The organism is Duganella sp. Leaf61 (assembly GCF_001421905.1).
Lineage (GTDB): Bacteria > Pseudomonadota > Gammaproteobacteria > Burkholderiales > Burkholderiaceae_D > Rugamonas > Rugamonas zoogloeoides.
In genome coordinates, this window is sequence record NZ_LMLM01000033.1 from 34,887 (window position 1) to 48,038 (window position 13,152).

Consider the following 13,152-nt stretch of genomic DNA (forward strand, 5'->3'; position numbering starts at 1 on the left):
ATTTCCGTTCCATTTCGCTTTCCCGCGTGCGCAAGCCCTTCCATACTGGCCTCGTCATTTCGACATACTGATCGCGCTGTAGTTCGGCGCATGACCACAAGGAGGCTGTGATGAGCGAACGTATGCTGCATTTCATGGGTCCGTCCCGCTGGGATGAGATCGGCGTCATCGTCGGGGACCGGGTAGCCCTGCTCGACTTGCGCACCGCGCTGGACGATGCCCTGGCCACCGGCTCCGGCGGGACGTTCAGCTGCCAGTCCGATGGCGAGCCCTACGCCCTGATCGTTGCGCTGGAATGGGACATGACGCCGGTGCATACCTCGTACGCGGCGGAGCGGTCTCGGTGCCGCTCCAAGCGCGAGACGGTACCGATGCGTGCTGTGCGCAATTTCACTGAAGGCTATCGCAAGGCGCTGGCATTCCAGGACGATCTGCATAGCGGCCGCAAAGTGCCGTTGGCGCTGACGGAGTACTAGCCCTCCCTGCGGCTGGCGCTGCGCAGACCGCCAGCCGCTCCTGCCATCCAGGCGATGCAACCAAACCACGGCCGGAGGTGTCAAATGAGTCATCCGATGAAATGGGTCAAAGTGAAAAAATACGAGGAACTGACGGGCGACACTGCCGCATCGGTTCATGCCCGCCGGCGCGCCGGCAAATGGCGCGATGGCGCGCACTGCAAGGTGGTCGACGACATGTTGTGGGTGAATTTGCCGGCCGCGGAAAAATGGGTGGAATCATGGGAGCAAGGCACAGCGGCGCGGGAATAGAGTTGCGCAAGGGCGTACGGTCAGAAACGATCCGTATCGTTTTTCAGTATCAGGGGAAGCGCTGCCGCGAGTCGCTGCGACTGGCCCACACCAAGACAAACATCGCGTATGCCACGCGCCTTTACGGCGAGGTCGTCAATTCGATCGCAAAGAACAGTTTCCGCTACAAGGATTTCTTCCCCAACTCCAAGACGGTCAAGGCGATGCAGAAGCCGCTGCCGGCCACGCCAAGAAAGGCGCCGCCGCGCCCCACCACAGTGGGCCAGCTGCTCGATGATTACCTGCGTATCGCTGAACGCAATCTGGCGCTCTCGAGCTATAACAATTATCAGCAGGTGGCGCAGACACACCTTTATCCGAAATGGAAGCAGGTGCCGGCCGCGAGCGTTACAGCGCGGGATCTGCGCACCTGGATCATGTCGCTTACCGTGAAACGCAAGACGATCCAGCTGATCCTCACACCGATGCGCAACGCCATGGAACTGGGCGTCACGGAGGACCTGCTGGAAGCCAACCCGTTCGACAGCATCAAGCTGTCCAAGCTTTTGCCGCGCGAGCAGCGCACCAGTACCTTCCGGGCCGATCCTTTCGACATTGACGAGATCGAAGCGATCCTGCTGTCATGCAGCCGCGAGGAGGATCGCAACATGCTGCAGTTCGCGTTCTGCACCGGCATGCGCCCCTCGGAATATATCGCCCTGCAGTGGAAGGCGGTGCGCAAAGACCGGCATTACGTTGCCGTCGAGGGAGCCTACGTGGACGGCGAAACCAAGCATACGGCAAAGACACCCGCCGGATTGCGCAATATCGACCTGCGCGTGGGTGCGCTGGCGGCACTGAACGGGCAACTGCCGTATACCGGCCAGGATGCCGGCTTGGTCTTTGTCAATCCAACGACCCGGCAGCAGTGGAATGGCGACAAGCCGATTTATAAACGCTGGAAGGAAATCCTCGAGATTGCCGAAGTGCGCTTCCGCAACCCGTACCAAACGCGGCATTCGTTCGCGTCCAATTTGCTGATGCTCGGCGCCAACCCGCTGTATGTCGCGAGCCAGCTCGGTCACGCAGACACGACACTGGTCATGCGTACGTACGGGAAATGGGTGCATGCCGGACTGGAAGATGACAAGCGCCAGCGCCTGCTCCAGCTCTACCGCCAGAGCAATGAAAAACGCGTAGATGAGTTCCCCAGATTTGACTGAAATCAGGGCGAAAAAAAACCGGCCTAGGCCGGTTTTTTCATAGGGGAGTGCATTTCGCATTGCCCCAAATTTGCCCCAAATTTGTAACAGAGCTCGCCTGCGCGATGCAACCCGTTGAAAATAAAGGATATTCTTGGTGGGAAGTGCAAGTTTCGAACTTGCGACCCCTGCAGTGTGAATGCAGTGCTCTACCCCTGAGCTAACCTCCCGAAGCGAGGCGAATTATACGATACGTCCCAGTCAAAATGGAAGGGCCAACGTGAAAATTCTTCCGTTGTCTCTCACGCCGATAATTGCTGCGCCATGGCGGCGGTCCAGATGCATTGTCCTTTGACAGCCTTGTCCAGGCCGGCCAGCGCTTCCACGTGCGCTGCCAGTTCGTCGTCCGAGGCTGGCAGGAAGATGATGTCGGCCATGGCCACCGGCGCCAGCAATTCGCTGCCGGCCGGTTTGACCTCTTCCACATCCATGCCCAGGCTGTTCTGGCCGCGTGTCATCGCCAGATAGACGTCGGCCAGCAACTCCGAATCGAGCAGCGCGCCGTGCAGTTTGCGGTGGGCGTTGGAGATGCCGTAGCGGTCGCACAGCGCGTCCAGCGAGTTGCGCTTGCCGGGGTGCAGTTCTTTCGCTTGCACCAGGGTGTCGATCACGCTGCCGATGTGGCTGCTGAATTCCGGCAGGTTCAGCAGCTTGAATTCGTGGTTCAGGAACCCCAGGTCGAACGGTGCGTTGTGGATGATGACTTCGGCGCCCTGTATGTAGGCGCGCAAGTCTTCGACGATTTCGTGAAAGCGCGGCTTGTCGCTCAGGAACTCGGTGGTCAGACCGTGGACGTTGAGCGCGCCCTCTTCCGAATCGCGGTCGGGATTGATATAGACGTGGAAGTTGTTCCCCGTCAGCATGCGGTTTTCGAGTTCGACACAGCCGATCTCGATGATGCGGTTGCCCAGCTTGGGGTTGATGCCGGTGGTTTCGGTATCGAGTACGATTTGGCGCATAGTGTTTCGGTGATTGCTACAGACAAGCGGGCTAGTATAACAGGCTGGCCAGTTTTACTTCTTACTGGCGGCGCGCGCCACTTCCACGCCGCGGTTGGCCAGCATGTCGGCGCGCTCGTTGCCGGGGTGGCCGTTGTGGCCGCGTACCCAGCGCCACTCCACAGTGTGCAGCGCTTGCGCGATATCGAGCGCCTTCCACAGGTCTTCGTTCTTGACCGGTTCCTTCGAAGCGGTTTTCCAGCCGCGTGCTTTCCAGCCATGGATCCACTCGCTGATGCCCTTTTGCACGTACTGGCTGTCGGTGTGCAGCACGACGTCGCAGGGCCGCTTGAGAATGCTCAGGGCTTCGATCACGGCTTGCAATTCCATGCGGTTGTTGGTGGTGTCGCGCGTGCCGCCGCAGATTTCCTTCTCGGAGTTGCCAGCCACCAGGAATGCGCCCCAGCCACCGAGACCAGGGTTGCCCTTGCATGCGCCGTCAGTAAAAATTTCGACCTTATCCATCCTGCTGTTCCCGTCTTTTGTTGGTTGCCGGCACGACCGCCGGGGCCGTTGCCGATTTCTTGGCCCACGCCGGGCCGATCAGATGCATGCCTTTCACGCGCTTGATGGCCTGGATGATATACACGCCGCCAAAGAACGGCCACCAGCGCGGACCGGCATTATCCATGAATGCGTAGCGTTGCAGCCATTTTTCTGTGCGGCAGGCGGGCGCGTAGCAGCCGAGGTGGCTGTGGCTGTCGCCCATATTGAGCAATTTCAGCCAGTCCTTCATGCGCGGCATGGTAATCAGCGATTCCGTGGGCGGCAGGAACGAGGCGCCACCCACGCGGCGCAGCACATGGCGCGCACCCCACAGGCTGGTGGGATTGAAACCGCAAATGATCACCTGCCCTTCGGGTATCAGCACGCGCTCGACTTCGCGCAGCACCTGGTGCGGATCGGTGGAAAACTCGAGCACATGCGGCAGTACCACCAGGTCCAGGCTGTGCGAGGCGAACGGCAGTTCGGTGAAATCGCAGGTGAGGGAGACGGGCCGCGCCGGCGGCATGGCAATCACCGGCGCGGTCATCGTGACCATGGTGCCGGCAGGCGCGGACAGCGAGGTTGGCACGATGTTTTCCGGCCGTACCTTGCGGTCTACCAACCACTTGTTGGGCATGCGGTTGGCGGCCAGCGCGTCGATCTGCGGCAGGCCGATCTGCACCGCGTTGTAGCCGAAAATATCTACCGTTAAATTATCAAGACACGTTTGTTCCCACGCACGCATGTACACACCGGCGGGCGTTTGCAGCCAGCCTTCCAGCGCTATAATGGATTGCTCCGAACCTGCTTTATCCATGTCCAGCCTTTAGCGATCCAATGACCATATCTTCTCAACAAGCTCTCAGTGTTCTTACGATTCCAGCGTTTAAAGACAACTACCTGTGGCTGATCCATGACGACGTACACGCTGCTGTCGTCGATCCCGGCGAAGCCAAGCCGGTCCTGGCCGCGCTCAAGGAACACGGCCTCAGGCTCACCGCCATTCTACTGACCCACCATCACGCTGACCACATCGGCGGCGTTCCCGAATTATTACAGCATTACCAGGTTCCCGTTTACGGACCGCGCAACGAGAGCATCGCCACCGTCACCCTGCCCGTCGGCGAAGGCAAGCAGATCGACGTGCCGGGCCTGGCGCTGCGCGTGAGCGTACTCGATGTGCCGGGTCATACCATGGGCCACATTGCCTACGTGCGCGCACCGCTCGATGCCGAGCCCACCTGGCTGTTCTGCGGCGACACCCTGTTTGCCGGCGGCTGCGGAAGGCTGTTCGAAGGCACGCCCGCGCAGATGATCAGCTCACTCGGCAAGCTGGCCGCGCTGCCCGATGATACCAAGGTGTACTGCGCCCATGAATATACCCTATCCAACCTGCGCTTCGCGCGCATGGTCGAGCCCGATAACGTGGCACTGCAGGAAAGGGTAAAAGTAGAGACCGACAAGCGCGAGCACAACCTGCCCACCGTGCCCAGCACGATCGCGATCGAAAAGGCCACCAACCCGTTCCTGCGCTATCGCGAACCGGCAATCGCAAAGGAAATGGTAAAGGCTGGCAAGCTCGACAAGATCGACACGCCGCTGGCGACGTTTACGGCTTTGCGCTTGTGGAAGAACGATTTTTGAGGTGACTGCAGCGAGTGCGGGGAAGACCGCCACGCCAGTGGGATCCATGTGTGGCGTATCTGCGTACTCAGCATGGGTCCCCGCGTGCGCGGGGACGATGACTTGAAGGTTGCCGATCCGGATCAGATTTCTTCGTACAGCGGCAAGGTCAGGAACTCGGCAAACTCGGTCGAAGTGGACATCTCTTCGAAGATTTGCGCGGCGCGCGGATAGGTCGGGCCGTCGCCACCGGGCGCATCGCGCTGCACCTTGGCCAGCTCTTCCGGAATCATCGTCCGCACCATGTCGGCCGTGACCTTGCGGCCGTCTTCCAATACGCCCTTGTCGGAACGGATCCATTGCCACACTTGCGAACGGCTGATCTCGGCCGTCGCAGCATCTTCCATCAGGTTGTGGATCGGCACGCAGCCATTGCCTGCCAGCCAGCTGCCCAGGTAGTGGATGCCGACATTGATGTTGTAGCGCAGGCCAGCCTCGGTGATTGGCGCTTCGGGCTTGAAGTCGAGCAGCTGTTCGCGCGTGACCTCGATGTCGAGGCGCTGCTTGTCGATCTGGTTGGGTTTGTCGCCAAGGACCTTGGTGAATTCGCCCATCGCCAGTTCGACCAGGCCCGGATGTGCGACCCAGCCGCCGTCGTAGCCGTCGGTGGCGTCGCGCGCCTTGTCGTTGCGGACGCCGCCCATGGCGACATCGTTTTTCTCCGGATCGTTCTTGATCGGAATCAACGCCGCCATGCCGCCGATGGCCGGTGCGTTGCGCTTGTGGCAGGTCTTGAGCAGCAGCAGCGCGTAAGCACGCATGAACGGCGCGGTCATCGTCACCTTGGCGCGGTCGGCCAGGCAGAAATCCTTGTCCAGCTTGAATTTCTTGATGCACGAGAAGATGTAATCCCAGCGGCCGGCGTTCAGGCCCGAGCTGTGTTCGCGCAGCTCGTACAGGATCTCGTCCATCTCGAATGCAGCCAGGATGGTTTCGATCAGCACAGTAGCCTTGATGGTGCCCTGCGGCAGGCCCAACTCGTTTTGCGTCATGACGAAAATATCGTTCCACAGGCGCGCTTCCAGGTGCGATTCCATTTTCGGCAGGTAAAAATAGGGGCCGGCGCCGCGCGCCAGTTGCTCCTTGGCGTTGTGCACCATGAACAGGGCAAAATCGAAGATGCCGCCGGAAATGCGCTTGCCATCGACCAGCACGTGTTTTTCATCAAGGTGCCAGCCGCGTGGACGCACCACCAGCGTGGCAACCTTATCGTTGAGCTTGTACGACTTGCCGTTTTGCTCGAGCGAGATGGTGCGGCGCACCGCATCCTTCATATTGATCTGGCCGGTGATCTGGTTATCCCAGTTGGGCGTATTGGAATCCTCGAAGTCGGTCATATAGCTGTCGGCGCCCGAGTTAAGGGCGTTGATCACCATCTTGCGCTCGACCGGGCCGGTAATTTCCACGCGGCGGCATTCGAGCGCAGCAGGAATCGGCGCGATGGTCCAGTCGCCGTTGCGGATTTCTGCGGTCTCGGGCAGGAAGTCGGGACGTTCGCCGGCGTCCAGACGCTTGGCGCGCTCTACCCTCACGGCCAGCAACTGCTGGCGACGCGCCTCGAATTCGCGCGTGAGCTTGACCACGAGACTCAACGCCTCGGTGGTGAGGATGGCTTCGTAACCGGGTTTGATGTCACCGGTAATTTCCATGCCCTGGGGCAGATTAAGAGGTTGAGCAGAAGGCAGCGTCATGTGCAAGATCTCCAAGAGAAAAGTTAACTTCCATACCAAATTATAAGCACCCCCACAGTGCGCACGCCGGTTTCTTTTTTTGTGTGTCGGCTCGGTGACACCATGGCTTTTTTTCCAGTATATTCACTCTTTAGTTACGCAAACGAGACTAAATATCACTTCATCCATGCGTTTTTGTCACAGATAGAAAGTTCACGATGGGTCAATTCAGACAGATTTCAACCTTTGTCGAGGTCGTTGCCAGGGGCAGCCTGTCGGCTGCTGCGCGCGCGGAAGGCATTGCGCCGGCCATGATCGGCCGCCGGCTCGATGCGCTCGAAGCACGCCTCGGCGTCAAGTTACTGCAACGAACCACGCGCAAACTGGCCCTCACCGACGAGGGCACGGCATTTCTCGAGGATTGCCAGCGCATCCTGGCCGAGCTCGAGGAAGCCGAATCAGCCGTGGCCGAACGCAGCGCCCGCGCCACCGGCCACCTGATGATCTCGGCGCCCGCCGGTTTCGGCCGCCAGCACGTGGCGCCATTGCTGCCGTCATTCCTGGCCGAACACCAGGACCTCACCGCGACCCTGAATATGACCGACCGCGTGACCGACATCGTCGGCGAAGGCATCGACGTGGCGATCCGCATCGCCAGCCTTGCCGATTCCAGCCTGGTGAGCGTCAAGCTGGCCGATAACGAACGGGTGGTGGTGGCGGCGCCCTCCTATCTCAAGCGCCACGGCACGCCGGAAACCCTGGCCGACCTGGCGCGTCACAACTGCCTGGCGATCAGCAGCGAAGGCAGCCAGCGCGGCTGGACTTTTCGGGAGAACGGCAAGAACGTGGTGCTGAAAGTGGGAGGCAATATGGGCTGCAACGACGGCCAGGTGCTGCACGAATGGGCGCTGGCCGGCAAGGGACTGGCGTGGCGGTCAATGTGGGAAGTGGGCAGCGAGATCGAAGCAGGCAAATTGCGCACGGTGCTGGCCGAGTTTGCGGCGCCGGGCAACGATATCCACGCGGTGTTCGCGCAGCGCCGGCATTTGCCGTTGCGGGTGCGGGCGTTCGTGGATTTTTTGCGGCGGGCGTATGCGCAGCCCGACTACTGGCGGCGCAAACCTGCGCAGCATTGAAAGGAAAGACAGGCGTCACCGCGCGCAGACGTGCGGTTTACCAAACATACAGACGAAAAAAAATCCTCGGTTACCGAGGATTTCTTTATTTCGTTAGATCCAGCGTATTACAGAGGCTGAATGTTCGAAGCTTGCTTGCCCTTAGGACCAGCGGTCACTTCAAAAGAAACGCGTTGGTTCTCTTGCAGCGACTTGAAGCCTGCCGACTGAATCGCCGAGAAGTGAGCGAACAGATCTTCGCCGCCTTCGTCAGGGGTGATAAAGCCGAAGCCCTTCGAATCATTGAACCATTTTACGATACCAGTTGCCATTACAATTCCTATTTCAGTTAAGTTGGGCTTGCGCCCGTGATATCGTTTGAGGCAAGAAAGACATACAAACTGCAGTACTCTTGAATCTAAACGATTCCGTATTATACCCATTTACTAGAGAAAAGCACGTGTTCACAAAAATAAATGCAAAAGACCGCATTTTTTGGTAGAAAAAGCCGGAAGACAGCGTGAACAATCTTCCGTTTTTTGCTTCACCTACCGCTGCTCATGAACAGCAACTCTCTCGTTTAAAGCGTACATGTCATTATAGACAACTAGATCATAACCGATTTGCGATAGATCAAGTGGACTGCGTGTTTCAATCGTATTCGGCAGCACTCGCGTCGCGCGCCGCCCATGCCAGCAAGCGCTCCACCTGGGCCGGGATACTCCCCCAGCCGGCGCCCTCTTTCATGACCGTGCGCACCTGCTGTTCGACGCGGCGTGCCTCCTGCCCCAACGTCGCAAATCCGAAGGTGCCGGCCGAACCGGCCACGCCGTGCAGCAGTTCGTGCAACTGGTGCAGCGCTGCGGCGGAGGGCGCGGTGCCCTCGGTACTGGCACTGTCACGGCAGGCAGCGAGCGCCTGCGCAATCTTGTCCATCGTCCCTGGCACGGTAGCGGCGAACTTGGCGTTGAGCGCCGCCAGGCGGGCGCGAAAATCAGGATCGGTCGAAGCGGTCATATATATGCGGCGATTACTTGGTACCGAAGATGCGGTCGCCGGCATCGCCCAGGCCCGGGATGATGTAGGCATGGTCGTCCAGGTGTGAATCGAGCGAGGCGCAATACAGTTTTACGCCCGGGTGCGATTTCTGGAACACTTCCACGCCTTCCGGCGCCGCCACCAGCGACAGGAAAATGATCTGTTCGTCAGTAACACCGCGTTTTTTGAGGACATCAACCGCATGCACGGCCGAGTTACCGGTGGCAACCATCGGGTCGCACAAGATAAAGGTACGCTCGACGGTGTCGGGCAAGCGCACCAGGTATTCCACCGGCAAGTGGGTGGCCGGGTCGCGGAACACGCCGATATGGCCCACGCGCGCAGACGGCACCAGGTCCAGCAAGCCGTCGCTCATGCCGATGCCGGCACGCAGGATCGGCACGATGGCCAGTTTGCGACCGGCGATCACCGGCGCATCGATGGTCATCAACGGCGTTTCGACGGTGCGGGTAGTCAGCGGCAAGTCGCGCGTGATCTCATAGCCCATCAGCAGCGTAATTTCCTTGAGCAGATCACGGAAAGTCCGGGTCGACGTATCCTTGGCGCGCATATGGCTCAGCTTGTGCTGGATCAGCGGATGGTCGGTGATGAACAGGTTCGGGAAGCGCGGATCTTGTTTCATTATTGTTTGCTCTATGAGGACGTTTATGCACGCCATTATACAAGCGGTGCTCGCGCGGTGGCGGTGACACCGTGACAACATGGCGAAACAACTATTTGTGCGGTTTTAGAGATTTCTCAAAAGAAATTAATGAAACCCAACAGAATGTTGTCTTTAGCCATGTAAAACCCCGCGCAGAAGTGATAAAGTGCTTTATGGATTTGCAAGATTCACATAATCCGTATGTCACATATACAAATTAGAAAGCTTAGATTTTTGCAATGCAACAGCCCCCATCACCTCAGACGCCACACGATTTGCTCCACGAGCTGGACCATTTCATGGAAGAAGCTGGCGATGTGGTGTTTCGCCTCGATGCCACCGGCGCGGTCGCCTTTGCCAGCAAGCGCGCCACCACGCTGATCGGGCGCCTGGCGCCGCTCGCCGGCCTGTCGCTGGCGCGGCTGGTCAGCGATGATCATCATGCATCGATCACGACGGCGCTGGCGGAAGCCCAGTCCACGCGCACGCCACAGCTTCTGCAAGTGCGCATCAAGGCGCCCGAGAGCGAAGTCTGGCACGAATTACGCATTTCCTTCCTGCCGCAGTCGGGCGGCACGCTGGTGGTGGGCCGTAACATGTCGCAGCAACAAGCCACCGAAGAGCGCCTGCGCCACCTGGCCACCCACGACGCGCTCACCGAGCTGCCCAACCGCCTGCTGCTGTCGGACCGCATCCGCATGGTGATCGCCAACGCGCGCCGTTCCGGCCAGGGTTTCTCGGTGGCCACCATCGGCCTCGACAGTTTCAAGAAAGTCAACGATGGTCTTGGCCACCCGGTGGGCGACGCCCTGCTGCAAATGGCCGCCGCGCGCCTGCGCAAAACCCTGCGCGACAGCGATACGCTGGCGCGCGTGGGCGGCGACGAATTCGTCGCCATCCTGCCCGGCACCCACACCGAGGCACAGATCAAGCTGGTCACCGGGCGGTTGATCGCTTCGCTGCAGTCGCCATTCGACATCGGCAAGCACACCATTTACGTGGGCGCTTCGGTCGGCGTGTCAATCTACCCGCTGCACGCGGAGGACGAGGTGCGTTTAGTGGCGCTGGCCGATGCCGCCATGTCGCGCGCCAAGGAAACCGGCAAGGCGCGCTGCGTGGTCTACAGCCCCTCGCATGCAGGACCGCCGCAGCACGATATCTCGCTCGAGGCGGCCATGTTCCAGGCCGTGCGCGAAGGCGAGTTCCTGTTGTACTACCAGCCGATCGTCGATGCGCCCACGCGCGAAATCCAGGGCTTCGAGACGCTGATGCGCTGGAAGCACCCCACGCTCGGCATGGTGCCGCCGGTGCGCTTCATTCCGATCGCCGAGGCCAATGGCCTGATCAACCTGCTGGGCGCCTGGGCGCTCAAAGCGGCATGCGTGCAGCTGCGCCAGTTCGAGGAAGTGGCGCGCCGCAGCCTGTACATATCGGTCAATATCAGCCCGCGCCAATTCCGCAATGATAAATTCCTCGACGTGCTCGACGACGCCCTGGCCTTCTCCGGCCTGCCCGGCGAACAGCTGGTACTCGAAATTACCGAAGGAACGCTGATGATCGACCCGGTCCACGCGGAAGCCATCCTGTCCAAGATGGCCGAGCGCCGCGCGCGCATCGCCATCGACGATTTCGGCACCGGCTATTCGTCGCTGGCCTATCTCAAGCGCTTCCCGATTTCCGTGCTGAAGATCGACCGCGCCTTCATCCGCGACCTGCCCGGCTCGCAAAAGGATGGCGCCATCTGCAGCACGGTGCTCGACCTGTCGCGCCACCTGGACCTGTCCGTGGTGGCCGAAGGCGTGGAAACCGAAGAGCAGATGGGCTGGCTCAACGACCGGGGCTGCCAGTACATCCAGGGCTACCTGACCGGCAAACCCATGCCCGCCAACGTCGCCATGGCGGCGCTGCGCGAAAGCATCCACGCCAAGCTGCTACCGCATGCAGTGCCGGCCCAGGCCATGCAGGTGACGCCATGACCGACTCGGAAGTCATTGGAGAGCAAGGCGAGAAGACCCTGGCGAAGCTGTGGGAGTGCACGCGCCGGCGCGGCGACATGCCCGGCTTCGCCAAGGCCATCACGTCGATCCTGGGCGCCATGCGCGGCGAGGACGACCAGGCATTCAACATGACCAGCACCGTGCTGTCCGATCCGGTGCTCACGCAAAAAGTCCTGCGGCTGGCCAACAGCAGCATGTACTCGGCCTTCGGCCAGCACGTCAACACGGTCTCGAAAGCCGTGGTGGTGCTGGGCACCGACGCCATTGGCCACCTGGCGCTGGGACTCAAGCTGATCGAGGAAATGGGCGCCGACACGGCCGACGGCGAAGCCACGGTGGCGCACATCGAAATGGAAAAAGCGGTATTGGCAGGCATCGTGGCGCAGCAGATCGCCACGGCCGCCCACAACCCGCGCGGCGAAGAAGCCGTGGTGTGCTCGATGCTGCACACACTGGGCCGCATGATGCTCACCTTTTACATGCCCGAGCGCTGGCTCGAGCTGCAACGCCGCGCCGACGACGACGGCACCAGCGTCGAAGCCGTCGCCCCCGACATGCTGGGACTGAGCATGGAGCAGCTGGGCCACGCCGCCGCCCTGCACTGGCGCCTACCCACGCAGTTGGTCGACGGCATGCGCCACATGGATCCGCCCGAAGAAGGCGCTGCCATCGAGCCGGCCGACTGGGTGGCGGGCCTGTCCACCATGTCCGCCATGTGCGCCGAATCGCTGTGGCACGACGACGCCGTGGGCGCAGCCGAGGTGCAGGCGCTGACCGAGAGCTATTCGTCGCTGCTGGGCATGGAGGCGGACAACCTGATGATCGCCATCGAGCAGGCCAAGGTGGTGGCGGCCAACGATCTGACCATCGCCCCGCTTTCGCGCCCGGCCGAGCGGCGCGCGAAAGCGCAGGCGCAAAACCGCCAGCGCGCGGCCGGCAACAAGATCCTGCTCAGCGGCCTGGCCGATATGCGCGACGTGCTGGACACGGCCAGCCCCGGCCAGATGGTGCAGATCGCACTGGAGACCATTTACAAGGGACTGGAGTTTTCGCGCGCCATCGCGTTCGTGCGCAACCGCCGCGAAAGCCTGTACGCAGCGCGCATCTGCTTCGGCAATGACAGCCGCGAGCTGCTGGCAGCGATGAGCTTTGACGACGCCTACGAACCGAACGTGTTCCACGCGTCGCTCAACAGCGACCGCGTGATCTTCATCGAAAATGCCCGCGACGCCAAGTTCGCGGCCAAGCTGCCGCAGTGGTGGAAAACCTCGCTGTCGGAGGCGCACAGCTTTGTCATCATTCCGCTGTCATACAACGGCCAGGCGGCCGGCTTCCTGTATGGCGACTGGGATGACACCTTCCCGCCGATCCAGCTCAGCCCCACCGAGTTCTCGCTGCTCAACGACATCCGCATGATGGTGGTGCGCGCCGCCGAACGGCGCCATAAGCAGGAGACGGTGGCCACCATCACCGCCCCCACCCGCGCCTGAAGA

The 13,152-nt window shown here is 60.7% G+C and carries 14 protein-coding genes and 1 tRNA gene; 7 read left to right on the top strand and 8 right to left on the bottom strand.

All coding sequences use genetic code 11. The features are described 5' to 3' along the window. The first annotated feature begins 110 nt into the window (after positions 1 to 110). The 3 genes from ASF04_RS25325 (at position 111) to ASF04_RS25335 (ending at position 1,969) form a co-directional block, all read left to right on the top strand. Positions 111 to 476, top strand: coding sequence for a hypothetical protein (locus ASF04_RS25325; RefSeq protein WP_056148108.1), 366 nt, complete (start codon positions 111 to 113; stop codon positions 474 to 476). A gap of 96 nt (positions 477 to 572) precedes the next feature. Beyond that, complete coding sequence (locus tag ASF04_RS25330; RefSeq protein WP_056148112.1) at positions 573 to 767, top strand: hypothetical protein; 195 nt, start codon at positions 573 to 575, stop codon at positions 765 to 767. Between the two features lie 2 nt (positions 768 to 769). Then, positions 770 to 1,969 (top strand): site-specific integrase, encoded by a 1,200-nt coding sequence (locus ASF04_RS25335; protein ID WP_056148114.1) that lies wholly within the window; start codon positions 770 to 772, stop codon positions 1,967 to 1,969. Positions 1,970 to 2,103: 134 nt separating this feature from the next. Here ASF04_RS25335 and ASF04_RS25340 read toward each other — a convergent pair. From ASF04_RS25340 to ASF04_RS25355, 4 genes are all read right to left on the bottom strand, one after another. Next, positions 2,104 to 2,178 (bottom strand) — tRNA-Val (locus tag ASF04_RS25340). Positions 2,179 to 2,250: 72 nt separating this feature from the next. Beyond that, positions 2,251 to 2,967: a DNA polymerase III subunit epsilon gene (dnaQ, locus tag ASF04_RS25345; RefSeq protein ID WP_056148116.1), complete on the bottom strand. Its 717-nt coding sequence runs from the start codon at positions 2,965 to 2,967 to the stop codon at positions 2,251 to 2,253. Positions 2,968 to 3,021: 54 nt separating this feature from the next. Then, positions 3,022 to 3,471 (bottom strand): ribonuclease HI, encoded by a 450-nt coding sequence (gene rnhA / locus ASF04_RS25350; protein WP_019920826.1) that lies wholly within the window; start codon positions 3,469 to 3,471, stop codon positions 3,022 to 3,024. Next, entirely contained in the window at positions 3,464 to 4,309 is an 846-nt protein-coding gene (locus ASF04_RS25355; RefSeq protein WP_056148120.1) for a class I SAM-dependent methyltransferase, read from the bottom strand. The genes rnhA and ASF04_RS25355 overlap by 8 nt, the downstream gene beginning before the upstream one ends. A 20-nt stretch (positions 4,310 to 4,329) precedes the next feature. Here ASF04_RS25355 and gloB point away from each other — a divergent pair, with 20 nt between their 5' ends. Next, entirely contained in the window at positions 4,330 to 5,136 is an 807-nt protein-coding gene (gene gloB, locus ASF04_RS25360; protein ID WP_056148123.1) for a hydroxyacylglutathione hydrolase, read from the top strand. 122 nt (positions 5,137 to 5,258) lie between these two features. On the opposite strand, the gene aceB is transcribed toward gloB, so the two are convergent. Next, positions 5,259 to 6,866: a malate synthase A gene (gene aceB, locus ASF04_RS25365; RefSeq protein WP_056148126.1), complete on the bottom strand. Its 1,608-nt coding sequence runs from the start codon at positions 6,864 to 6,866 to the stop codon at positions 5,259 to 5,261. Between the two features lie 197 nt (positions 6,867 to 7,063). On the opposite strand from aceB, the gene ASF04_RS25370 reads away from it, so the two are divergent. Beyond that, positions 7,064 to 7,981, top strand: coding sequence for a LysR family transcriptional regulator (locus tag ASF04_RS25370; RefSeq protein ID WP_056148129.1), 918 nt, complete (start codon positions 7,064 to 7,066; stop codon positions 7,979 to 7,981). A 107-nt stretch (positions 7,982 to 8,088) separates the two neighbouring features. Here the strand turns inward: ASF04_RS25370 and ASF04_RS25375 are convergent, their stop codons facing one another. The 3 genes from ASF04_RS25375 to upp all read right to left on the bottom strand — a co-directional run bounded on the left by ASF04_RS25375 (position 8,089) and on the right by upp (position 9,641). Further along, positions 8,089 to 8,292: a cold-shock protein gene (locus ASF04_RS25375; RefSeq protein WP_008448165.1), complete on the bottom strand. Its 204-nt coding sequence runs from the start codon at positions 8,290 to 8,292 to the stop codon at positions 8,089 to 8,091. Positions 8,293 to 8,611: 319 nt separating this feature from the next. Continuing rightward, positions 8,612 to 8,977 (bottom strand): Hpt domain-containing protein, encoded by a 366-nt coding sequence (locus ASF04_RS25380; RefSeq protein ID WP_056148132.1) that lies wholly within the window; start codon positions 8,975 to 8,977, stop codon positions 8,612 to 8,614. 13 nt (positions 8,978 to 8,990) lie between these two features. Then, positions 8,991 to 9,641, bottom strand: coding sequence for a uracil phosphoribosyltransferase (gene upp, locus ASF04_RS25385; RefSeq protein ID WP_019920820.1), 651 nt, complete (start codon positions 9,639 to 9,641; stop codon positions 8,991 to 8,993). A 320-nt stretch (positions 9,642 to 9,961) separates the two neighbouring features. Between upp and ASF04_RS25390 the strand changes: the two genes are divergently transcribed. After that, positions 9,962 to 11,638, top strand: coding sequence for a bifunctional diguanylate cyclase/phosphodiesterase (locus ASF04_RS25390; protein ID WP_056148633.1), 1,677 nt, complete (start codon positions 9,962 to 9,964; stop codon positions 11,636 to 11,638). Continuing rightward, positions 11,635 to 13,149 (top strand): HDOD domain-containing protein, encoded by a 1,515-nt coding sequence (locus ASF04_RS25395; RefSeq protein ID WP_056148135.1) that lies wholly within the window; start codon positions 11,635 to 11,637, stop codon positions 13,147 to 13,149. The genes ASF04_RS25390 and ASF04_RS25395 overlap by 4 nt, the downstream gene beginning before the upstream one ends. Positions 13,150 to 13,152 lie beyond the last annotated feature (3 nt).

What these genes read in the sequence shown, in the direction of transcription:
- ASF04_RS25355 (WP_056148120.1), bottom strand. Translation starts at nt 4,309, where the DNA reads ATGGATAAAGCAGGTTCGGAGCAATCCATTATAGCGCTGGAAGGCTGG.
- dnaQ (WP_056148116.1), bottom strand. Translation starts at nt 2,967, where the DNA reads ATGCGCCAAATCGTACTCGATACCGAAACCACCGGCATCAACCCCAAG.
- ASF04_RS25380 (WP_056148132.1), bottom strand. Translation starts at nt 8,977, where the DNA reads ATGACCGCTTCGACCGATCCTGATTTTCGCGCCCGCCTGGCGGCGCTC.
- ASF04_RS25395 (WP_056148135.1), top strand. Translation starts at nt 11,635, where the DNA reads ATGACCGACTCGGAAGTCATTGGAGAGCAAGGCGAGAAGACCCTGGCG.
- ASF04_RS25325 (WP_056148108.1), top strand. Translation starts at nt 111, where the DNA reads ATGAGCGAACGTATGCTGCATTTCATGGGTCCGTCCCGCTGGGATGAG.
- ASF04_RS25375 (WP_008448165.1), bottom strand. Translation starts at nt 8,292, where the DNA reads ATGGCAACTGGTATCGTAAAATGGTTCAATGATTCGAAGGGCTTCGGC.
- rnhA (WP_019920826.1), bottom strand. Translation starts at nt 3,471, where the DNA reads ATGGATAAGGTCGAAATTTTTACTGACGGCGCATGCAAGGGCAACCCT.
- ASF04_RS25330 (WP_056148112.1), top strand. Translation starts at nt 573, where the DNA reads ATGAAATGGGTCAAAGTGAAAAAATACGAGGAACTGACGGGCGACACT.
- upp (WP_019920820.1), bottom strand. Translation starts at nt 9,641, where the DNA reads ATGAAACAAGATCCGCGCTTCCCGAACCTGTTCATCACCGACCATCCG.
- ASF04_RS25370 (WP_056148129.1), top strand. Translation starts at nt 7,064, where the DNA reads ATGGGTCAATTCAGACAGATTTCAACCTTTGTCGAGGTCGTTGCCAGG.
- aceB (WP_056148126.1), bottom strand. Translation starts at nt 6,866, where the DNA reads ATGACGCTGCCTTCTGCTCAACCTCTTAATCTGCCCCAGGGCATGGAA.
- ASF04_RS25390 (WP_056148633.1), top strand. Translation starts at nt 9,962, where the DNA reads ATGGAAGAAGCTGGCGATGTGGTGTTTCGCCTCGATGCCACCGGCGCG.
- gloB (WP_056148123.1), top strand. Translation starts at nt 4,330, where the DNA reads ATGACCATATCTTCTCAACAAGCTCTCAGTGTTCTTACGATTCCAGCG.